The 21,857-nt window shown below is 67.4% G+C and carries 19 protein-coding genes; 8 read left to right on the top strand and 11 right to left on the bottom strand.

All coding sequences use genetic code 11. The features are described 5' to 3' along the window. Positions 1-86 precede the first annotated feature (86 nt). Both AC3A56_RS01535 and AC3A56_RS01540 read left to right on the top strand, forming a co-directional pair. Positions 87-1,667: a DUF1800 domain-containing protein gene (locus AC3A56_RS01535; RefSeq protein ID WP_487769113.1), complete on the top strand. Its 1,581-nt coding sequence runs from the start codon at positions 87-89 to the stop codon at positions 1,665-1,667. 18 nt (positions 1,668-1,685) lie between these two features. Next, positions 1,686-2,888: a DUF1501 domain-containing protein gene (locus AC3A56_RS01540; protein WP_487769114.1), complete on the top strand. Its 1,203-nt coding sequence runs from the start codon at positions 1,686-1,688 to the stop codon at positions 2,886-2,888. Positions 2,889-2,903: 15 nt separating this feature from the next. On the opposite strand, the gene AC3A56_RS01545 is transcribed toward AC3A56_RS01540, so the two are convergent. Next, positions 2,904-3,827, bottom strand: coding sequence for a sensor domain-containing protein (locus tag AC3A56_RS01545; protein ID WP_487769115.1), 924 nt, complete (start codon positions 3,825-3,827; stop codon positions 2,904-2,906). Next, complete coding sequence (locus AC3A56_RS01550) at positions 3,824-4,189, bottom strand: PadR family transcriptional regulator (protein ID WP_056718696.1); 366 nt, start codon at positions 4,187-4,189, stop codon at positions 3,824-3,826. The genes AC3A56_RS01545 and AC3A56_RS01550 overlap by 4 nt, the downstream gene beginning before the upstream one ends. A 150-nt stretch (positions 4,190-4,339) precedes the next feature. Between AC3A56_RS01550 and AC3A56_RS01555 the strand changes: the two genes are divergently transcribed. Next, on the top strand, positions 4,340-5,275 hold the full coding sequence (locus AC3A56_RS01555) for a peptidylprolyl isomerase (protein WP_487769116.1): 936 nt from the start codon (positions 4,340-4,342) through the stop codon (positions 5,273-5,275). A 128-nt stretch (positions 5,276-5,403) separates the two neighbouring features. Further along, positions 5,404-7,566 (top strand): AsmA family protein, encoded by a 2,163-nt coding sequence (locus AC3A56_RS01560; RefSeq protein WP_487769117.1) that lies wholly within the window; start codon positions 5,404-5,406, stop codon positions 7,564-7,566. A 41-nt stretch (positions 7,567-7,607) separates the two neighbouring features. Here AC3A56_RS01560 and AC3A56_RS01565 read toward each other — a convergent pair whose 3' ends face one another. Next, the gene (locus AC3A56_RS01565; protein ID WP_487769118.1) at positions 7,608-8,402 is read right to left on the bottom strand and encodes a DUF4349 domain-containing protein; all 795 of its coding nucleotides are present in this window, start codon (positions 8,400-8,402) and stop codon (positions 7,608-7,610) included. A gap of 171 nt (positions 8,403-8,573) precedes the next feature. Between AC3A56_RS01565 and AC3A56_RS01570 the strand changes: the two genes are divergently transcribed. Next, positions 8,574-9,503 (top strand): DMT family transporter, encoded by a 930-nt coding sequence (locus tag AC3A56_RS01570; protein ID WP_487769119.1) that lies wholly within the window; start codon positions 8,574-8,576, stop codon positions 9,501-9,503. A gap of 3 nt (positions 9,504-9,506) precedes the next feature. On the opposite strand, the gene AC3A56_RS01575 is transcribed toward AC3A56_RS01570, so the two are convergent. The 4 genes from AC3A56_RS01575 to AC3A56_RS01590 all read right to left on the bottom strand — a co-directional run bounded on the left by AC3A56_RS01575 (position 9,507) and on the right by AC3A56_RS01590 (position 15,808). Beyond that, positions 9,507-12,398, bottom strand: a complete 2,892-nt coding sequence (locus AC3A56_RS01575) for a ligand-binding sensor domain-containing diguanylate cyclase (RefSeq protein ID WP_487769120.1) — start codon at positions 12,396-12,398, stop codon at positions 9,507-9,509. 151 nt (positions 12,399-12,549) lie between these two features. Continuing rightward, a complete protein-coding gene (locus AC3A56_RS01580; protein WP_487769121.1) occupies positions 12,550-13,539 on the bottom strand; it encodes a copper resistance protein B in 990 nt (329 codons plus the stop codon). Beyond that, positions 13,536-15,311: a copper resistance system multicopper oxidase gene (locus tag AC3A56_RS01585; protein WP_487769122.1), complete on the bottom strand. Its 1,776-nt coding sequence runs from the start codon at positions 15,309-15,311 to the stop codon at positions 13,536-13,538. Before AC3A56_RS01585 ends, AC3A56_RS01580 begins: the two co-directional genes overlap by 4 nt. 104 nt (positions 15,312-15,415) lie before the next feature. Further along, positions 15,416-15,808, bottom strand: a complete 393-nt coding sequence (locus AC3A56_RS01590; protein WP_056718690.1) for a hypothetical protein — start codon at positions 15,806-15,808, stop codon at positions 15,416-15,418. Between the two features lie 129 nt (positions 15,809-15,937). Between AC3A56_RS01590 and AC3A56_RS01595 the strand changes: the two genes are divergently transcribed. The 3 genes from AC3A56_RS01595 (at position 15,938) to AC3A56_RS01605 (ending at position 18,399) form a co-directional block, all read left to right on the top strand. Then, complete coding sequence (locus AC3A56_RS01595; RefSeq protein ID WP_487769123.1) at positions 15,938-16,852, top strand: 23S rRNA (adenine(2030)-N(6))-methyltransferase RlmJ; 915 nt, start codon at positions 15,938-15,940, stop codon at positions 16,850-16,852. Between the two features lie 43 nt (positions 16,853-16,895). Beyond that, the gene (locus AC3A56_RS01600; RefSeq protein WP_487769124.1) at positions 16,896-17,411 is read left to right on the top strand and encodes a Slp family lipoprotein; all 516 of its coding nucleotides are present in this window, start codon (positions 16,896-16,898) and stop codon (positions 17,409-17,411) included. A 76-nt stretch (positions 17,412-17,487) separates the two neighbouring features. Beyond that, positions 17,488-18,399, top strand: coding sequence for a cation diffusion facilitator family transporter (locus tag AC3A56_RS01605; protein WP_056718688.1), 912 nt, complete (start codon positions 17,488-17,490; stop codon positions 18,397-18,399). Positions 18,400-18,429: 30 nt separating this feature from the next. Here the strand turns inward: AC3A56_RS01605 and AC3A56_RS01610 are convergent, their stop codons facing one another. The 4 genes from AC3A56_RS01610 to AC3A56_RS01625 form a co-directional block, all read right to left on the bottom strand. Next, on the bottom strand, positions 18,430-19,581 hold the full coding sequence (locus AC3A56_RS01610; protein WP_487769125.1) for an acyltransferase family protein: 1,152 nt from the start codon (positions 19,579-19,581) through the stop codon (positions 18,430-18,432). Positions 19,582-19,735: 154 nt separating this feature from the next. Continuing rightward, entirely contained in the window at positions 19,736-20,422 is a 687-nt protein-coding gene (locus AC3A56_RS01615; RefSeq protein ID WP_487769126.1) for an ABC transporter permease, read from the bottom strand. Then, the gene (locus AC3A56_RS01620) at positions 20,419-21,303 is read right to left on the bottom strand and encodes an ABC transporter ATP-binding protein (protein ID WP_056718685.1); all 885 of its coding nucleotides are present in this window, start codon (positions 21,301-21,303) and stop codon (positions 20,419-20,421) included. The genes AC3A56_RS01615 and AC3A56_RS01620 overlap by 4 nt, the downstream gene beginning before the upstream one ends. Further along, positions 21,300-21,722, bottom strand: coding sequence for a GntR family transcriptional regulator (locus tag AC3A56_RS01625; RefSeq protein ID WP_487769127.1), 423 nt, complete (start codon positions 21,720-21,722; stop codon positions 21,300-21,302). Before AC3A56_RS01625 ends, AC3A56_RS01620 begins: the two co-directional genes overlap by 4 nt. Positions 21,723-21,857 lie beyond the last annotated feature (135 nt).

Consider the following 21,857-nt stretch of genomic DNA (forward strand, 5'->3'; position numbering starts at 1 on the left):
ACGCCCGTGTCATCCGTTGGGCGGGCGCGGCGTTGAAGCCTTCTGTGGTGCCGTGACGCGCAGCGCCTCCCAGCCAAGGTTCCGCCATGCAACCCTCTACCGCCCGGTTTGAAGCTCGGCACGGCAGGCTCCAACGCCGTCTGCTCCCGTTCACCGCGGCCTTGCTGCTGTCTGTCGCCGCCTCGGCGCATGCGCCGGACTCCGCGGGCCGACCGCTGGCTCCGTCCGACGTGCGCTGGCTGCAGCGGGCGACCTTCGGCGTCGACTCGGCCAGCCTGGCCAGCTACCGCAAGCTCGGCCGCCAGCGCTGGCTCGATGTCCAGCTGGCCAATCACGACGACACGTTGCCTCCGGCCATCGCCCGCCTGATCGCCAGTTACCCGGCGATAAGCACGCCGCCGCAGGAACTGCTGGCCCAAGCCGCCGAAGCGCGGCGTCAACTCAAGTCGATGCCTGAGGGCGACGCCAGGGTCGCCGCGAAGAAGAACCTGCAAAAACAGGCTCGCGAACTGGCCCAGCAGGCGCAACAGGCCGAACTGCTGCATGCGATCTACGGCAGCAACCCGTTGAAGGAGCAGCTGGTGTGGTTCTGGCTCAACCACTTCAGCGTGTATGCCGCCAAGGGCCGTGTGCGTCTGCTGGCGGCCGACTACGAGGAACGCGCGATCCGGCCGCATGCACTGGGCAAGTTCCGTGACCTGCTGCTGGCCACGCTGAAAAGCCCGGCGATGTTGGAATACCTCGACAACGCGAAGAACGTGAAGGGCAAGACCAACGAGAACTACGCCCGTGAGCTGATGGAACTGCACGCCCTGGGCGTCGGCTCGGGCTACACCCAGCAGGACGTGCAGCAACTGGCGCTGATCCTTACCGGCGCGGGCATCGCACCGGCGGCACCACGGCGAGCCGGTCGCTTCGGCCGCACGCGGCCGGGCTTCGTGCGCGACGGCCTGTTCGTGTTCAATCCGGACCGGCACGACTTCAGCGACAAGACCCTGCTCGGCCAGCACATCCACGGCAGCGGCTATCGCGAGATCGAACAGGCGATGGATCTGATCACCCGGCAGCCGGCCTGCGCCCGTTTCGTCTCGCGCCAGCTGGCCGAGTATTTCGTGGCCGATCGGCCGCCATCGGCCCTGATCGAAGCGATGGCGGAAACCTTCCAGCGCAGCGACGGCGACATCGCCGCGGTACTGCGCACGATGTTCGATTCGCCGGAGCTGACCGACGGCGAGGCGAGGAAGTTCAAGGACCCCACCCGTTTCCTGGTTTCCGCGATGAAGCTTGCCTACGACGGCCAGCCGATCAGCAACGCGCAGCCGCTGGTCAACTGGCTCAACCAGATGGGTGAGCCGGTGTTCGGCCGGGTCACGCCCGACGGCTGGCCGCTGGACAGCGCCAGCTGGTCGGGCTCGGGCCAGATGGCGACCCGATTCGAAGTGGCCCGCGCGATCGGCAGTGGCCGCAACAAGCTGTTCATCACCGACGAGCCGGACCCGGCCACGCCGCGGGCACGCCCGGCCGTGCCCGCGCTGGACTCGCCGCTCTACCGCGCCGTGGTCGAACCGCGCCTGTCGCAAGCCACCCGGACGGCATTGGGCAAGGCGACTTCGGCAGCGGAATGGAATACCTACCTGCTGTCGTCGCCGGATTTCAATTACCGCTGAGGTTTCCGCAAAGCCATGATGAACCGTCGCCAATTCCTGCTGGCCGCCGCCTCCGCCGCGGCGGCCCTGCCCGCCCTGTCCTTCAGCGGCAGCCTGTTCGCCGCGCCCGCCAGCTCACCGCGCTTCCTGCTGGTGTTCCTGCGCGGCGGCTACGACTGCAACAACCTGCTGGTGCCGTACGCCAGCGATTTCTATTACGAATCACGCCCCACCCTGGCGATCGCCAGGCCCGACCCCGCCAATCCCGCCAGCGCGATCGCGCTGGATGCGCAGTGGGGACTGAATCCGGTCTTGCGCGAATCGGTGCTGCCGCTGTGGCAGCGCAAGCAGCTCGCCTTCGTGCCGTTCGCCGGCACCGACGACCTGTCGCGCAGCCACTTCGAGACCCAGAACAATATCGAATCGGGACAGCCCACCGCGCACCGGGGCAGTTTCCGGTCCGGCTTCCTGGCGCGATTGTCCGGCCAGCTCAGCGGCGTGCCCGCGATCGCCTTCACCAAAAACCTGCCGCTGAGTTTCCAGGGCGCCGGCAAGGACATCCCCAACATCTCGATGAAGGCCGATCCGAAGGCCCGTTTCAATGCGCGCCAGTCGGCGATCCTCGGCGACATGTACAAGGGCACGCCGCTGGCCGCCGCCACCGCCGACGGGCTCGCGCTGCCGGCATCGATCTCCGAGGACCTGCGCAACGAGATGATCAAGGCCAGCGGCGGCGCGCCCAGCGCCCGCAGCTTCGCCAGCGAGACACGGCGCATCGCCACCCTGATGCGCGACCAGTACCGGCTCGGTTTCGTCGACATCGGCGGCTGGGATACCCACGTCAACCAGGGCAGCGTCAGCGGCGGCCTGGCCAACAACCTGCGCAACCTGGGCGAAGGCCTGGCCGCCTATGCCGAGGTGCTTGGCGACGAATGGAACAACACCACCGTGGTGGTGCTGTCCGAGTTCGGCCGCACCTTCCGCGAGAATGGCGACAAGGGCACCGACCATGGCCACGGCACCGTGCACTGGGTGCTGGGCGGCAAGGTGAACGGTGGCCGCATCGCCGGCGAACAGGCGGCGGTGAACTCCGCCGGCCTGCTGCAGAACCGCGACTACCCGGTGCTCAACAACTACCGCGACGTCCTGGGCGGCTTGCTGGCGCGAACCTGGGAGCTGTCGAACGAGCAGTTGCAGAGCGTCTTCCCGCAGGCACGGCCGCGCGACCTGCAACTGGTCTGAGCGAGGTTCGCGCGTTCAGTCGGCCGTACGCGGCACCAGCATGTGCTTGGCGATGTAGCCGTGCAGCCGGCCCAGGCCGCGCGCCAGATGCAGGGTGGCGAACAGCAGCACGATGCCGATCACGCACATCGCGATCGCGTCGCCCCAACCTGGCGCGTGCGCGCCGAAGCCCCAGTTCACGAGAACCTGGTGGTTCACGTACAGCCCGGGCATCCAGTCGTTGTGGAACATCATCGCCAACGGCGCGCCGATGAAGGCGACGGATACGCTGAGCAAGGTCACCGCGAGCGTGAAATACACGATGCCAAGCGGCAGCATCAGCCACATGTAGCAGAGCGTGGTCCAGGTGTGCACGTCGGTGAACATGCGACCGATGCGCCGCATCAGACTCATGCCCTGGGTGGGATACACCGGCCGCCGCGGCATGCGCATGCCCAGCATCGCCTCCACGATGCGCCCCTCGACCAGCGACAGCACGCGCACGCTGCCGAAGAACAGCACGATGAACGGCAGGCCGATGATCAGCACCGACAGACCTGCCGACAGCGACAGTCCGGTGACGGCCCAGGTGAAGTAGAAGATGCCCGTGGCCAGCGACAGCAGCATGTAGAACAGCGCGCCGTAGGTGCGCGGATCGGCCGCCACGCCGAAGAAGCGCCCCGCCAGCGAACGCCGCTTCGGCAGCGGCGGCGGGCGCAGTGCGCGCTGGATGCGGATTTCCTGATCACGATAGATCTCGGCCACCTCGTCCGGCGCGCCGTAGCTGCCCACCACGTGTTCCAGCATCGCCGCTTCGTCGCGTTCGGGCTGCTCGGCCAGTTCCGAACGCAGGTGTTCCTCGGCGTCGTACAGCGCATCCTGGATCAGGGCGGGGTCCGCGCCACGCAGGGCGGCGCGCAGTTGTTCAAGATATTCGGCGATGCTGCGTGGCGCGTTCATGACACCCCTCCTTGCAAGACGTTATCGACGGAATCGCGGGTGGCGTTCCACGCGGCGATCCACTCGCGCAGGACTTCGCGCCCCGGCTTGGTGATGCGGTAATAGCGGCGCGGCGGCCCGCTGACGGACGGCTCGACTTCGCTGCCCAGCAGGCCGGCGGCTTCGAGATTGCGCAGCACCGGATACAGCGCGCTCTGCTTGCCGGCCAGCACGCCCTCGCCCACCTCCTCCAGCCGCTTGGCGATCTGGTAGCCGTACATCGGCTGGCGCGACTGCCCCAGCACCGCCAACAGCACCAGCGACACGGTGCCGCTGGAAAGCTCCTTCTGGAACTTCTTCAACTGGCTGACGCTGTCGTCCATCCCGCTCACCCGCACTGCTGCTTAGACTGAGGTGAATCATAGTATTAACTTGACACTAGTACATGGGCCTGAAGTCATGCCTGCGATCAACTGGTCGCGGCACTCTGCTAAGTTGCAGCCCTCGCCTATCGGTCACCCAAGGGGAATGCCATGCGTCGTCGCCATCTCATCGCCGGTCTCGCGCTGGCCAGCAGTCTGACCGCGTTGCCGGCCCTCGCTGCCGAGCAGGGCAAGCCCACGCCGACGACCAAGGAAATCCTGGCGAAATCCGCGCCGGCCGAATGGCGCAGGCCCGATCCGCAGAACCTGCTGGTGATGCAGCTGCCGACGGGTCGCGTGGTGATCGAGCTGGCCCAGGATTTCACCCCGCTGCATGCGGCGAACATTCGCACCCTGGTGCGCCAGCATTACTTCGACGGGCTGGCGATCATCCGCGTGCAGGACAACTTCGTCACCCAGTGGGGCGATCCGAACGATGACGAGAACGGCGACAAGGACAAGATCCGTTCGCTGGGCAAGGCCAGCAAGACCCTGCCGCCGGAGTTCAGCCGCGCGATCGCTGCGAAGCAGCCGTGGACGCCACTGCCGGATGGCGATGTCTACGCACCCGAAGTCGGTTTCAGCGGGGGCTTCCCGGTGGGCCGCGATCCGGCCAGCGGCAAGGAGTGGGTGGCGCATTGCTATGGCACGGTCGGCGTGGCGCGCGACGTGGCGCCGGACAGCGGCAGCGGCAGCTCGCTATACGCGGTGATCGGCCAGGCGCGCAAACTGGATCACAACCTCGCCGTCGCCGGCCGCGTGCTGGAAGGCATGCCCCTGCTGTCCGGCCTGCCGCGCGGGCCCGAGCCGATGGGCTTCTATGCCGATCCCGCCCGCCGTACCCGCATCGAGTCGGTGCGCCTGGCCGCCGACATGCCGGCGCCGGAGCGCCCGGCGATCGAGGTGCTGCGCACCGACAGCGCCAGCTTCGCGGCCCTGATCGATGCCAGCCGCCAGGGCCACAATGCGTTCTATCCCGAGCCGGTGGGCAAGGTCGGCCTGTGCAGCCTCACCGTGCCGGTGCGCGACGCCAAACCGGTGCACTGAACCGGGCGGGCGCACCCGCGGCCGCTGCGGGGATGAATCCCCGCTGACGCCAGCAGGGACTTCACCACGAAATCTTGTCACGCGGGGGGCTATGCATGGACTTCGCGACCCCGTGACAGGAGACCAGCATGAAGCGCAGCCGCAAAGTCCTCGCATGGATCGTGGGAGTCGTGCTGGCGGTGCTGCTGATCCTGGTCGTGGTGATCGCCACCTTCGACTGGAACCGGATGCGTCCGTTCATCAGCGACAAGGTGAGCAAGGCGATCGGACGGCCATTCGCGATCAACGGCGACCTCACCGTCGACTGGCGGCGCGACCGCAACGGCAGCTGGCTGGCCTCGCTGCTGCCGTGGCCCGAGTTCACCGCACGCGACATCAGCATCGCCAATCCCCCGTGGGCACAGCAACCGCAGTTCGCCCGACTGCAGGCGCTGCGCTTCAGGCTTTCGCCGCTGCCGCTGATCGCCCATCGCATCGAGGTGCCGTCGCTGCAACTCGTGAAGCCCAGCGTGGACCTGGAGCGCGACAAGCAGGGCCGCGCCAGCTGGGACTTCAGTTTTCCCCGGAACGAGCAACCGTCGAGCTGGACGCTGGACGTGGGCACGGTCGGCTTCGACCGAGGCCAGCTGAGCCTGGACGACGCGCCGAGTCGCACCCGGCTCAAGGCCACCATCGAACCGCTGCAGGGAGCGATTCCCTACGACCAGATCGTGGCGCAGCAGACCGCTGACGCCCGCGAGCAAGCCAGCAAGGCCGTGGGCAAGGCTTTGCCCGAGAGCACGAACAAGGCTTTGCCGGACAGCGCAAACAACGCAGCCGCCGACAGGCAACACCGGCCAGACAGCGCGATCACCTACCAGTTCGGCTGGACCGCCGAGGGCAGCTACCAGGGCAATCCGCTGAAGGGCCGCGGCAAGACCGGCGCCATGCTCGCCCTGCAGGACGCCGGTCGGCCGTTCCCCCTGCAGGCCGACGTGAACCTGGGCGACACGCACATCGCGCTGGTCGGCACCCTGACCGATCCGCTGCACTTGGGCGCGCTGGACGTGCAGCTGTGGTTCTCCGGCTCCAGCATGGCCAAGCTGTATCCGCTCACCGGCGTCACCCTGCCGGACACCCCGCCGTACGCGACCGAGGGTCATCTCAGTGCAGAGTTGCACTCCAAGGGCAGCCGCTATCACTACCAGGATTTCCGCGGTCGGGTCGGCGGCAGCGACCTGTCTGGCGACCTGTTGTTCGTCACCGGCGGCAAGCGCCCCAAACTCACCGGCAAGCTGCACTCGAAACTGCTGCAGTTCGCCGACCTCGCGCCGCTGATCGGCGGCAGCTCGAAGGCCGCGCCCGCCGATGATCGCCCCGCCCAGCCGGCCGACAAACTGCTGCCGGTCGCACCGTTCCGCACCGAACGCTGGCAGGCGATGGACGCCGACGTGAGCTTCAGCAGCGAGCGCATCGTGCATGGCGAGGCACTGCCGATCGACTCGCTGGCCACCCACCTGGTGATGAACAACGGCGCGCTCTACCTGGACCCGCTCAGCTTCGGCGTGGCCGGCGGCAAGGTGCGCAGCAACATCACGCTGGACGGCAGCCGCACGCCGATGCGCGGCCTGCTGAAACTCAACGCGCGCCATCTCAAGCTCAAGCAATTGTTTCCCACCTTCGAGCCGATGCACACCAGCTTCGGCGAGATCAACGGCGACGCCGACCTCAGCGCCCAGGGCAATTCCATCGCCGCCCTGCTCGGCAGCGCGGACGGCGAACTGAAGCTGCTGATGAACGACGGCGCGATCAGCAAGAACCTGCTGGAAACCGCCGGCCTCAACGTGGGCAACATCGTCATCGGCAAGCTGTTCGGCGACAAGACCGTGGAGATCAACTGCGCGGCCACCGACATGGCCGCCAGCGACGGACTGTTCGACATGCGCCTGTTCGTGTTCGACACCGACGACGCGGTGATCAACGTGACCGGCACGGTGAACCTGGCCAGCGAGAAACTCGACCTGGACGTGACGCCCCACACCAAGGGCTTCCGCGTGTTCTCGCTGCGCTCGCCGCTGTACGTCAACGGCACGCTGAAGAACCCCAACGTCGGCGTGCATCCCGGCCCACTGATCGCCCGCGGCGCCGGCGCGGTGGCGTTGAGCGTGGTCGCGGCGCCGGCCGCCGCCCTGCTCGCCCTGGTCGCGCCCAGCCATGACGACGACGGCGAGAACACCTGCCGCACCGTGCTGCAGCAGTTGCGCAGCTCGGGCAAGATGATGCCAGCGGGCAAGCCGGCGGCGAAGAAGTAAGCGCTGCGTCGGCCCGGCGCCAATGGCCAGGCGACGCCTCGTCAACGCTCCTGCGTTGATCCACGGCGGGTAAACCGCCGCCACAACCGACGCCACAGCAGCGCCAGCGGGAAGGCCAGCAGCAGGAATGGCAGGCCATAGCCCAGCAAGCCCAGGGCATCGGTCACGCCCTCGGTGGCTTCGTCGAGCAGGCTGGAAAAACCATCGCCGATACGCCCGCTGCGCGAGTAGGTGCCGGCATCGCGGAAATGCAGTTCGAGCCGATTGGTATCCAGCCGGCGTTGCTGGTTGGCAGCCACCGCCTGCAGCGATTGCAGCTGGCTCTCCACCGAAGCCTGCTCGTGGCTGAGCGCAATCAGATCGGCAACGGCGATGTCCTTGCGTGCCGCCAGTTCCGCCAGGTGCTGTCCATGCTTCTCGAGCAGTTCGCGCTGACGCTGGTTGTCGTTGACGGCATCAGCGAGATCCTCCGCCGTGGTCTGCCGGAATCCGACCGTGCCGCCCTGCGCGGCCAGCTTCGCCATCGGCTCGACGCCGTCCGGAACGATCCGCACGACAAGTTCGGCATCGTGTTCGGCCTGCTCGATGCGCAACACATTGCAGGCGCCGAAGCGGGCCGTCTCACAGGCCCGCCGGGCCGCCGCCAGGCGACCGGCGATCTCGGCGCCGGGCAACCTGATCCGCAGCACATGTTCGTAGGCCAGCATCGCGCCGGCCTTCGACCTTTCCCCGCTGATCGGTGCCGGCGAGACTTCCTGCTTCTTCGAGCATCCGGCGAGAACCTGCAGCACTCCCAGCAGCAACAGCGCCATCCAGGCATAACGGTTACGTGACATGCGATTCCCCCGGCGCAGGACAGTCCGGGCAATCTGCCACAGCCGCATGCAAACTCAAACCACGATGCAGCGACAGGCCCGGCCAAACCGGTCATTGCAGGCGCCTTGTGAGAATCCGCCTGCCCCGATGCGGACGCTAGAATGTCGCACCGCCCTTCCCTGCGAATACCCATGCAAGCCGTCAGCCAGGCCCGTCTGCAGATCCATTTCTGCGTGTTGCTGTGGGGCTTCACCGCGATCCTGGGCAAGCTGATCACCTTGCCGGCCCTGCCGCTGGTGTTGTGGCGGATGGCCCTGGTCACGCTGGCGCTGCTGCTGGTGCCGCAAGTCTGGCGCGGCTTGCGTGCGATGCCTGCGCGGCTGATCTGGGCGTATGCCGGCATCGGCGTGCTGGTGTCGCTGCACTGGCTCACCTTCTACGCGGCGATCAAGCTTTCGAACGCCTCGGTCGGCGCCACCTGCATCGCGCTGGGCCCGGTGTTCCTGGCTTTCATCGAACCATGGATCGCCCGACGCAGGTTCGATGCCCGCGAACTGCTGATCGGCGTGGCGGTGGTGCCGGGGGTGGTGATGGTGGTGGGCGGCGTGCCCCACGACATGCGTCTGGGCATCGCGGTGGGCGTGCTGTCGGCGCTGTTCGTGGCGTTCTTCGGTTCGCTCAACAAACGCCTGGTCGAACACGGCGATCCGCTCACGGTGACCTTCATCGAACTGGGCACCGGCACCGTGTTCCTCGCCCTGCTGGCGCCCCTGCTGCCGCACGTCGGGCCGGCCTTCGTGCTGCCGGGCCTGCACGACGCGCTGCTGTTGCTGGCGCTGTCGTTCGGCTGCACCCTGCTGCCGTTCGCGCTGGCGCTGGTGGCGCTGCGTCACATGAGCGCGTTCGGTACGCAGATGGTGACCAACCTGGAACCGGTCTACGCGATCGTGCTGGCGATCGTGCTGCTGGGCGAGCAGCACGAGCTGGATCAGTGGTTTTACGCCGGCGTGGCGGTGATCCTGGCTGCGGTGTTCATGCACCCGCTGCTGCATCGGCGCCGGCGCATGCCGGAACAGGCCGAGCTGTTGGGCACCACCGAAAGCCACAACATCATCGACTGACCGTCAGTCGGCGCCCGCTGCCTCGACCACGACGCGATCGCGACCGCCGCTCTTGGCCTGGTACAGCGCCGCATCGGCGCGCCGGATCAGGTCCTCGACCGAAGTCGCCTCGGCACCGATCCAGACCATGCCGATGCTTAGCGTCACCGCAAACGCGTGCCCGTTCCAATGATGCGGCACCGCGCTCACCGCCGTCTGGATGTCGCGCATGCGCTGCTCGGCATGCGGGCGATCGATGCCGGGCAACAGCAGCAGGATCTCCTCGCCACCGTAGCGTCCCAGCCGGTCGTCGTCGCGCACGTGCAGCTGCAGGTGACGGGCGATCGCCAGCAACGCGGCGTCGCCGGCCTGGTGGCCCAGGGTGTCGTTGATGCGCTTGAAGTGATCCGCATCGATCAGCCCCACGGCGAGCCCGGGCAGCGGACGCTGGCCCGGTTCCAGCAGCGCCGCCAGCTGGTCGAGGATCGCCCGCCGGTTGTGCATGCCGGTGAGGCTGTCATGGGTGGCCTGGTGGTACAGCTCGGCGCGGGCCCGTTCCAGCTCGCGCTTCTCCTCGGTGAGCTCGACAGTGCGATCGGCGACCATCGCTTCCAGCCGGCGGTTGTGCCGACGCAGGCGGCGCGAACGCCAGCGCCAGCTGAGCGCCATCAGCAAAGCCAGCAGCGAGACCGCCAGCAGGCCGACCCACCAGCTCAGCCACCACGGCGGCGGCACGCCGAAATCGAATTGGGCCGGCGGCGAGACGGTCCGGTGGTCGTCGTCGATCGCCTCGATCTCGAGGCGGTAGTCGCCGGACGGCAGGCCGGCGAGATTGATCACGTTCGCGCCGGTTTCGATCCACTCCGAATCCTGCAGTCGATACCGATAACGCGGCTGTCCGCCCGAGGATTTCCCCAGCAGCGCGTAGTGCACGGTCAACGCGGCGTGCCGGCCGCCGAGACGGATGCTGTCGCCGGACTTCACCGGCGCCGATCCCTGCATCACCGAGGTGATCAGGACCTTGCCGGGCTGATAGGCCAGCATGGCCTGCGGCTGCAGGATGTGGCTGGCGCCGATCGCCGTGGCGATCCAGATCGAGCCATCGCGATCCTCGAAGAATCCGTTCTGGCTGGTCTCGTCCCACAGCAGGCCATCGGCTTGTGACAAGTGCGTCCAGCGCGCGCCGTCGTACACGTCCACGCCGCCGCTGCCGCCCACCCAGATCCAGCCCCGATGGTCGCGGCGCACGAAGTACACCAGGGTGTTGTCCAGCCAGGTGTCGACGATGCGCGTGAGCGACAGCCGGCTGCCGCTCACCGCGGCGTGGAACAACCCGGGCTCGTTCGCGCCCAGCCACAGGCTGCCATCGGTGCCCACCGCCACCGCGCTGAAGCCCGAGGCGATGCTCGTGCTGCCGGTGTCCATGCGCGTCCACTGCCCGCCGGCAAAGCGCAGCAGTCCGGCGTTGCAGGCAAACCACAAGGTTCCGTCGGCGGCCTCGGCGATGTCCGAGCACTGCTGGTCGGTGGTCTGCGTCGCCGGAACGCGCACGGCCAGCGCGTCGACGTGATCGATGCGGTAGATGCCGTTGACGGTGGCGATCCACAGCCGGCCCTGCCGATCGAAATGCAGGAACTTCACGAATGCGGGCAATTCGGCCGCCAACGTGGTGCGCTGGCTGGTCGGGTCGTAGCGCAGCACGCGGCGGTCGTACAGGCCGGCCCAGATCGCGCCGTCGTTGGCGCGGGCAAGGCTGAGGATCTGTCGCGGCGCCGGATCGAAGCGGATCGGCCACGGCTGCAGACGGGTCTGGCCGTCGGCCAGCACGCTGCCGCCGAGCTCATTGGCGAACCAGATGTGCTGCGCATCGAAGCGCAGGATCGACCAGTTCGGCACGCTGTCGAAACCTTGCCCGCGGCCCCAGCCCTCGACCAGTCCATAGCCGTTCCAGCGCGAGATGCCGCGCCCGTAGGTTCCCAGCCAGAGCGTGCCCTGGCGGTCGAACAGCAGTGCGGTGATCTCGATGTCGGGCAGGCCGTTGGTACTGTCCATCAAGGTCCAGCCCGCACCCTCCCAGCGCGCCAGGCCGCGATTGGTCGGCGTCAGCACGTGCCCTTGCGCATCCTCCACCAGGATTTCGTTGTCGCTCACCACGCCCATGTCGCCCGCCGGCAGGTCGCGCGGAACGAAGCGGGTGGCGCCCGCCGGCAGCGTGCGCAGGTGATGCACGCCGCGCAGCCACAGGCTGCCGTGGCTGTCCAGCAACAGGCCAGTCCAGCTGCCGCGGGGCACGCCCTCAGCCTCTCCGTGCACTGTCACCTTGCCCGCGTCATCGACACTGCACAGCGAGCCATCGCAGCCGATCCACAGGCGGCCGGGCGTGGCGTGGATCACGGTGATCCGGCGCAGCTGCGGCACGGCGGCGAGCTGCGCCTCGTCGAACATCGGCCGCAACTGCCAGTCGTGGCCGCCACGACCACCGGAAAGCACCATCAGCCGGTCGTTCTTCACCAGCAGCAGCCGTCCGTCATCCAGCGCGACCATCTGCCGGCCCACGTCGACCACCAGCGGTTGTCCCGCCGGCTCCACCTTGCTGAAGTGCAGGCCGTCGCCGACGCGCAGACCGGACTGGGTGGCCACCCACAGCAGGTCGATGCGCGGGTTCTGCACCATCGCGGTGACGTACTCGCCCCGGGCAAAGCCCTGCGCCGCACCCATGCGCTCGAAGCTGCCGCCGTCGAAGCGGTACAGGCCCATCTCGGTGCCGGCCCAGACGAAGCCGCGCCGGTCCTGCAGCAGCACGTTGATGGCCTGGCTTTCCAGGCCCGACTTGCGGTCGTAGGTGGTCAGCGAATGCTGCTGGGCCGACGCGGACAGGCCGAACAGCGACAGCAGCGCGGCCATCAGCAGCAGCACGCAGCGCTGGCTCCACCCCGGTGAGGTCCGTCTCCGTCGCATCAGTTGCAAGCTCGCCTGCCGTTGGGTTCGTCGAGGGCACGCCACGCGTGCCATGCCGTTATACGTCAACCGGCCCACAAGGGTCGACTCACCCTGACGATACGCGATCTCAGAACCAGAACCGTACCCCGGCCAGCCATTGCCGCTCCCGCACCGCCCGCTGGTCGTGGCGTGCATAGTCGGCGGTCGCGCCGACCCGACGTATCCAGTTCACTCCGAGATAGGGCGCAAACTCCCGCCGGATCTCGTAGCGCAAACGCAGGCCGAACTGGATGTCGGACAAGCCCTCACCCAAGCGGCGCTGCGGATCGCGCCGGCCGTACAGGTTCACCTCCAGCTCCGGCTGCAGCACCAGCCGCTGGGTCAACAGCAACTCGTAGTCCACGCGCAAGCGCGCGGCCGTCCGCCCGCCGGCCCCGGCGTAACCGGTGGCCTCCAGCTCGAACCAGTACGGAGCGAGCCCCTGCACGCCAACGGCGATCCAACTGCGTGCCGGACCATTGCCGATATCGTGGCGGACACCCAGCTGGCGGCTCCAGTAGCTGCTGGTGGCGTGGTTCCAGAGCAGCTCCAGTTCGCCGTCCTCGAGCTTGCCTCCGCTGCGCACGCCTTCGCTGCGCAGCCACAGCTTGTCGCTGTCGTTGCCGTACCAGCCCCGGATCTCCCAGCGCTGGCCGTTGCCTTCGCCACCGTGGAAAGCCTCCAGCTGATCGATCCGCAACAGGCCGGACGCTGCGCGTCCGTGCACGGGCATCGCGTGCATCGGGCTGGCGGCGATGCCGTCGGAGTAATCGCCGCTGCGTGCGTCCGCAGGCGGGCGGCCGCCCTGCATCGGCGCCATGGGCATGCCCGGCATCGGCGGCGGCTCCAGCGCCGGCATGTCGGGTGCCGCCGGAACGATGGGCACCGCAGGGTGATCCATCCCCGGCATCTCGCCGTGATCCATCCCGGGCATCGCCGGCATGGCCATGGGCGCCGTGCTGCTCGACGCAGCGGGTGCGCTCTGCGCCTCGACCGCGGGCGGCAGCGCCAGCAACAGCGCGATCAGCCATGCCGAGCGCGATGGAATGAGCCAGTGTTCGCGACGATGGATGGTCATGACACCACCACCTCGCGCATCATCCCCGCCTCCATGTGGTACAGCAGATGGCAGTGCCAGGCCCAGCGGCCCGGCGCATCGGCGGTCACCGCGTAGCTGATGCGCTGCGCGGGTTGCACGTTGACGGTGTGCTTGCGCACCTGGAACTGCCCGTCGGGACTTTCCAGTTCGCTCCACATGCCGTGCAGGTGGATCGGGTGGTTCATCATGGTGTCGTTGACCAGCACGATGCGCAGGCGCTCGCCGGTGTTGAAATGGATGGGTGTGGCGTCGGGGTACTGGATGCCGTCGAACGACCACATGAAGCGCTCCATGTTGCCGGTCAGGTGCAGTTCGATCTCGCGACCGGGCTCGCGTGCGTCGATCGGACCGCCGACGGTGTGCAGGTCGGCGTAGGTCAGCACCTGGCGGCCATTGTCGCGCAGGCCGATGCCCGGATCGTCGAGGTTGGTGCGCGGCGTGTCGACGCGCATGTCCACGCCGGGGCCGTATTCGCTGCGGGCGTGGTGCACGGCAGGTGCGGTGGCCATGCTGCCGTGATCCATCCCCGCGTGATCCATGCTGCCATGATCCATGTTGCCGTAGTCCATGCCGGGCATCGCGGCATGGCCACCGCCGTGCCCGGCGTGCGGCATCGCGCCCATCATGTCGCGCATGTCCAGCCACACGCGCCGGTCCACCGGCGGCAGTTCCGCCGTCATTCCTGCACGCGGTGCCAGCGTGCCGCGCGCGTAACCGCCGCGATCGATCGACTGGGCAAACACCGTGTATGCGCGCTCCTCCCGGGGCTCGACGATCACGTCATAGGTTTCGGCCACCGCGATGCGGAACTCGTCGACCGGCACGGGTTCGACGTCCTGCCCGTCGGCGGCGATCACGGTCATCTTCAGTCCGGGTATGCGCACGTCGAAGAACGTGGACGCCGAGCCGTTGATGAAGCGCAGGCGCAGCTTCTCGCCTGGCCGGAACAGGCCGGTCCAGTTCTGCGCGGGGGCCGCTCCGTTCATCAGGTAGGTGTAGGTGTAACCGGAGACGTCGCCCAGGTCGGTCGGGTTCATGCGCATCTCGTTCCACATCCGGCGCATCGACAGCGCGCGGGACAATCCCTTCTCGCGCACGTCGCGGAAAAAATCCGCCGCAGTCGGCTGGGCGAAGTTGTAGTAGTCGCTCTGCTTCTTGAGTTTGGCGTAGATGCGCGCGGGGTCCTCGTCGGTCCAGTCGTTGAGCATCACCACGTAGTCGCGGTCGGTCGGATGGCGCTCGGGGCCGGCCGGCTCGATCACCAGCGGACCGTACAGCGCGTTCTGTTCCTGGAAACCCGAGTGCGAGTGATACCAGTAGGTGCCGCTCTGACGGAGCTGGAAGCGGTAGAGGAAAGTTTCGCCCGGCGCGATGCCGTCGAAGCTGAGGCCGGGCACGCCATCCATCCGGAACGGCAGCACGATGCCGTGCCAGTGGATCGAGGTGGGCACGCGCAGGCGGTTGCTCACGCGCAGGCTCACCGTGCTGCCTTCGCGCATGCGCAGCAGCGGACCGGGCACGCCGCCGTTGACGGTGATCGCCGGCCGCGCCGCACCGGTGAAGTTGACGGTTCGCTCGACGATGTCCAGCGCGAAGTCGGTGCCGCTCAACACCGCCGGTTGCCCGGGACTGTTCAGCGCCCAGGCGTCGGAAGGCCGCAGCAGTCCCGCGCCGGCAGCCACGCTGCCCAGCGCGACGCCCTGCACGAAACGCCGCCGCGACAGATCGGGGCGGGAAGAAAGAGGTTTCATGGAACTCTCCATCACGGCGTCGACGCTCGACGCCGGTCACGGTTGCCCGGCACGCTCGCCTCGACAGCTCGAGTCGTCACCAGGGTTGGGGACACGCAGGAAAGTCAGGCGGCGGGTGGCCGCAGCAATCGCATGTGCACGCCGTGTGGCATGAACGGGCTTCGCGGCCTCGCCCGCGGCGTCTGCATGGCGACGTGATCGGGCATCGGCAGCGCCCATGCCGGCAAGGCGCTGCCGCACCATGCGGCGCAGTGACAGGCGTGCTGCGCGACATCACCCGCCGGAAGCGGTTGCGCCGCACAGCAGCCGTCCGCCATCCCGGCATCGGCGGCAAGCTCGCCATGCTGCGCCATCGCCGCATGGCCACCATGCGCAACACCGGCAGCCATCGCCATCGGTGCAGCCTGCAGCGGGCTGACCAGCAGGAGCAGCCAGGCCAGCCAGGCCAGTGCAAGGCAGGGACGGGAATGCGACAGCTGGCGCCGGGGAAAACTCATCGCGGCAGCTTACGGACTGCTGCGGACGAGCTCAACTCTGGAGCAGGCTCCGCCCGGACTGCCCGGTCGATCACGGGGAACATCGCGCCGGGCGCTCTATACTCGGCCACCCCGCCCGCCGTGACCGCCATGAATTACCGCCACGCCTATCACGCCGGCAATTTCGCCGATGTCCTGAAACACGCCGTGCTGTTCGCCCTGATCGAGGCGATGCAGGCCAAGCCCGCGCCGTTCTGCTACATCGACACCCACGCCGGCAGCGGCAACTATCCGCTGGACGGTTTCGAGGCGAAGAAGACCGGCGAACACAAGGACGGCATCTCCCGCCTGCATCCGGCCGAGAAGGTGCCGGCGCTGCTGCAGCGCTGGCGCGCCAGCATCCTGGGTGGCGAAGGCAACGAGCAGGGACTGAAGCAGTACCCCGGTTCGCCGCTACAGGTCGCCCGCCTGCTGCGCCCGGACGACAGCGCCCAGTTGTGCGAACTGCACACCGAGGAAGCGTCCAAGCTGCGCGACCTGTTCCGCGGCAATCCCCAGGTGCACGTGCACCAGCGCGACGGCTACGAGGCGCTGAAGGCGCTGCTGCCGCCGAAGGAGAAGCGCGGCCTGGTGCTGATCGATCCGCCCTACGAGGCGCAGGAAGCCGAGTACAAGCTGATCGAGCAGGCGTTGAAGGCCGCCCTGCTGCGCTGGCCCACCGGCGTGTATGCGGTGTGGTATCCGATCAAGCTGCGCAGCCAGGTGCAGCCGTTCCTGCGCAAGCTGCAGCACAGCGGCGTCAAGCGCATCCTGCGCGCCGAATTGCTGGTGCATCCGGACGATTCGCCGCTGCGCCTCAACGGCTCGGGCATGGTCATCCTCAACGCGCCGTGGAACCTCGACGACAGCTTGCGCGAACCGCTGCGCGTGCTGGCCAGCCTGCTGTCACAGGAGCGTCCGGCCGAAGTGAAACTCGACTGGCTGCTGGATGAAGCCGGCAGCCAGCTGAATGTCCCCAGCCCACTGCCCGCCTCGCGACTACCGCGGCCGCCGGGCCGCCGCTAAGCTCGGTGCATCCATCCATCCGGCTTCCTCCAGGAGCACGTCCATGCGCATCCGTCCTGCTTCCCTGCTGACCCGCCTCGCCATGCCCGCCGCCCTGCTGTTGCTGGCCGCCTGCGCACCGGCGCCGATCTACAAGACCAGCGCCGGCACCGTCACCGCCGCGCCCTTCGAAGTGGCCCAGACGCCGGAGAAGTTCAGCGGCAACGAGGTGGTCTGGGGTGGCCGCATCGTGCAGGTCAAGGTGTTCGCCGACCACAGCGAGATCGAGCTGCTGGCCTACCCGCTCGACTCCTCGCAGCGGCCGAAGGCGAACGACAGCGGCAGTGGCCGCTTCGTCGCGGTGATGCCGGGCTACGTGGAGCCGCTGGACTATCCCGCCGGCGCGATGATGACGGTCGACGGCAAGCTCAACGGCAGTCGTGCCGGCAAGGTCGGCGAAGCGGATTACGTGTTCCCGCTGGTCAGCGTGACGCACTCGCACGTGTGGACCGCCGAGGAAATGAACAAGGGCCGCAACAACATCCGCTTCGGCCTGGGCGTGGGCGTGGGCATCCACTGATCGCCCCATCGCCTGGCCCCGCAAAATCCCGGGCGCCCGCTAAACTTGGCGGCCACTTTCCATGGATTGAAACCGCATGTCGTCAGGCCACGCCAACCCGATCAAGGCCATCCTGCTCGCGCTGGGTGCCAACTTCGCCATCTTCGTGGCCAAGCTCGTCGCCGCCATTGTCACCGGCTCCGGCGCGATGATGGCCGAGGCCGTGCACTCGCTCGCCGACTGCAGCAACCAGGGCCTGCTGCTGCTCGGCATCCGCCAGGCCAAACGGCCGCCGTCGGACGAATTCCCGCTGGGCTGGGGCCGCGCGCTGTATTTCTGGTCGTTCCTGGTCGCGATCCTGCTGTTCAGCGTGGGCGGCATGTTTTCGATCTACGAAGGCGTGCACAAACTCACGAATCCCGAGCCGCTGAAGTGGCCGTGGCTGGCGCTGGGCGTGCTGCTGTTCGGCATCGTCGTCGAAGGCATCTCGATGCGCGGCTGTCTGCAGGAAGTCAACAAGGCGCGCGGTGAGCAGAACCTGTGGACCTGGTTCCGCGAAACCCGCTCCAGCGAACTGCTGGTGATCTTCGGCGAAGACCTGGCCGCCCTCATCGGCCTGTGCCTGGCCGCCCTCGCCGTCGGCGCCACCATGCTCACCGGCAACCTGATGTTCGACGCCGCCGGCACCATCGCGATCGGCCTGCTGCTGATCGTGGTGGCGGTGCTGGTGGCGATCGAGGTGAAGGCCCTGCTGATCGGCCAGGGCATGGAACCCCGCCGCCGCGACGAGCTGATGGGCTTTCTGAAAAACCGCCCCGAAGTCGCCGACGTGCTGAACCTGATCACCCTGCAGATGGGCCCCGACGTGATGGTCGCGGTGAAGGCGCGTATGCAGCCCACCGCCGGCAACCCCGAACTGATCGCCGCGATCAACATCGTCGAGGCCGCGATGAAGGCGGAATTCACCGACATACGCTGGAGCTTCTTCGAGCCGGACAACGCGGATTGACCGGTTGCGCCCGAACGGCGTCGACGTCAGTCACGCCCCCGCGGCCGTTCCCGCCACCGGCAGTCGGGCACCGAGCAGTCGGCCGACCACGGTCTTGCGCACCAGCAGGTGGTAGCTGAGCAGGCAGATCGTGAAGGTCGCAGCGACGGAGATCGCGAACTTCGCGCCCCACCCCCACGCCATGTCCATCAGCCGGTACTGGATCACGAACAGGATCGGCAGATGGACGATGTAGACCCAGTACGATGCGTCGGACAGGTAGCGCAACAGGCGGTTGCTGCGGTTCAGCAGTGAGCGGCCGGCGACCAGGCACACGCAGGTCATCCAGACGCTGATGCACGCCTCGATCACCGCGATGGGCACGCTGGCGGACGGATCCGCGGCGGTGGGCACGTGGCGCTTGAGCAGATACAGGAACGCACCGTAAAGCGCGACGCTGGCCAGCAGCAGCCATGGCGCGAAACGACGGAACCGTTCGATCAACGCCTCATGGCCAGACAGCAGGTAGCCGAAAACGAAGAACGGCCCGTAGAAGCCGAATGCCCAGAACTGGGGAAACAGGCTTTCCGGTGCCGGATGCGGCGCGCTCACCGAAGCCAGCGCCGGCACCAGCAGCATCGGAAACAGCAGCAGTTGCCACGCGGGATTCAGGCCGCGCACGAAGTTGCCCGGCTTGCCCAGCTCCAGGCTTCTGGCCACCCAGGTCAGCACGTAGAAAAACAGCAGGTAGTAGAGGAACCACAGATGCCCGGTGCCCGGCGGCAGCGCTGGCGGGTTCGCCATCTGCGAGAACTGCCGGATCATCAGCAGGACCGGCGACGGGTTCTGCACGTACGCCGCGGCATGCAGCGTGCTGTAGCTCATCGCGGCGATCACCAGCGGGCAGAAGATCACCAGCGGCAACCCGATGCGCCTGAGCCGATTGAGAATCAGGCCAGCCATCCCGCGCTTGTTCAGCAGCATCGCGGCGAAGAAGCCGGCAACCACGAAGAACAGCGGCATGCGGAACAGGTGCAGCAACCAGATGACCAGGTCGACGGCCGGCGACTGCGCGCGATCGGCCGTGGGGAAATACGGGTGCAGCAGCGGGCTGTAGGCCAGCGCGGCGTGGAAGACCACCCCGGCCAGCATCGCCAGCGCGCGCAGGTTGTCCATGTAGTGAAAACGCACGGTGTCGTGCATGGCGAAACCTCCGAACGGATCTGTCGGACTGACGAGAGGGTTCTTGCCTTGCACCCCGCCTTTCCCTGGTCGGATTCCAGCACGACCAGGGACGCGAAGGCGCTTCGACTCCGCCCGCTGCGCGGACTGCGCTCAGCGGGAACGGTGGATCAGCTCAGTAGAAGGATTTCTTCCGGCAGTGCACCCAGCCGGTCACCGCCAGCACCGCCACGCTCAGCGTCGCCTGGGCCAGCAGGATCGCCACCGCGACGGGAGCGAAATAAATCGTGTCGACCTTGACGTGATCATTGATCGCCGGGATCTGCCCCAACAGCATGATCAGGGGATTGATCAGCAGCATGCTGCCGATCATCGCGAAGATGTTCCAACCCTCGGACTCCACCGCCATGGCCACGCTCAGGGACACGGCATAAGCCAGCAACACGTGTCCGAAGATCAGCAAGGACAGCACGACCAACCCGTCCGGCAGCGGCGTGTACAGGATCACCAGCACGGTTCCGGCCAGCATCGCCAGGAACGGCACGAGGAAGGTGACCAGGTTGCCGACCAGCTTCGACAGGTAGTAATCCAGCGGCGTCACCGGCAGGCTCATCACGAACGCCAGCGTGTGCTCCTTGCGCTCGACCAGCAGCGAATTCGAGATCGAGAAGCACGAGGTGCACACCAGCATGATGATCAGCAGCAGCGAGCCCAGGTAGAAACTCCAGCCGGTGGCCATGCCGATCAGGCACAACGCCACGATGCCGCCGAGCACGCACGCCGCCAGCTGCTTCTGGAACAGTTGCCAGTCCTTGGCCACCAGCAGCCTGATCACTGGCCAGTTGAGTCGGGAACGATTCATGCCGCACCTCCCGCGCGTACGGTGGTAACGAAGATGTCTTCGAGGTTCATCGGATCGGCGCTGCGGATTTCCGCGCCTTGCGTCTGCATGCGCTGCAGCAGGCCCTCGCTGAACTGGCGCACCTTCAGTTCCACGATCGAGCCGTTCTGGCGCACCGCGGCGATCTCCGGCCACGCGGCCTTGTCCGGCACCCACGACCCGTGGCAGATGACACGGCGCCAGTCGTCGAGGAAGGATTCCTTGTCCCGCGAGGCGAGCAGCGTGCCGTTGTGGACGAAGGTGATGGTGTCGGCCATCTGCTCGATGTCCTTGGTGTTGTGCGAGGAGAACAGCACGCTGCGCGCTTCATCACGCAGGACATCGGCCAGCGCTTCCAGCACCTCGTCACGCGCGACCGGATCCAGTCCCGTGGTGGGCTCGTCGAGCAGCAGCAGTTTTGGCCGGCGGGCGAAATTGAGCATCAGCAGCGCCTTGACCCGCTGCCCGTGCGAGAAGCCGGCCAGCTTCTGCTCCGCGCGCAGGTCGAAACGGCGCAGCAACTCGGCCGCGTAGACCTCGTCCCAGCCCGGATAGATCGAACGCACGAAATCCATGTGCCAGCGCAGCGTGCGGGTCCTGAACAGGCGCATGTCTTCCGTGGCGAATCCCAGGTCCGCCTTCGCGGCCACCTGCTGCGTCGGCATGTCGTGACCAAGCACTTCGACCGTGCCCGCGTCGGCCAGCGCAAGGCCGCCGAGGATGCGCAGCAAGGTGGTCTTGCCGGCGCCATTGACGCCTACCAGCCCCATCACCTGCCCCTCGGGCATGCTGAGGTCGATGTCCCGCAGCGCGAAGTTCTCGTAGCGTTTGGTCACCCCGGACAGGGCGAAGGCGGTGCTCATGGTGTTGATCCCCTGGTGGGTTCGGCAGGCCAGTCGGCCTGTTCGTCGTCAAGCAATTGGCGGATGTCTTCGGCCGACAGGCCCAGCCGTCGCGCGCAGGCCAGCATGGCCTCGAAGTGCTGGGTGAACTCGGCCTGCAACAGGCTGTGGGACAGGTTCGGCGACTCGGCCACGAACGAACCCATGCCGTGCCGCGTCACGATCACCCCGGCCTGGCCCAGTTCCGCGTAGGCGCGCTTGACCGTGATCACGCTGACCCGGCTGGCGCTGGCCAACTCGCGGATCGACGGCAACGGCTGGCCCGCCGGCCAGTCGCCGGCCATCACCTTGGTGGTGATCTGGTTGACGATCTGCTGGTACATCGGCGTGCTGTCGCTGGTCGACAGGAGCAGTTCGGGGTCGATCTGTGCATACTTCATATACACAGTATGCACACTGGATATCGCGCTGTAAAGCCTCCGTTCCGACCGCCGGCAACGGCCGTCCGCCAGCGCGCATCCGGGACGCGCGGCGAGGCGCCGGATAGCGTGGCGACGAGCAGGCTCCGGTGGCGT

Source organism: Rhodanobacter sp. Soil_C_14 (genome assembly GCF_057657335.1).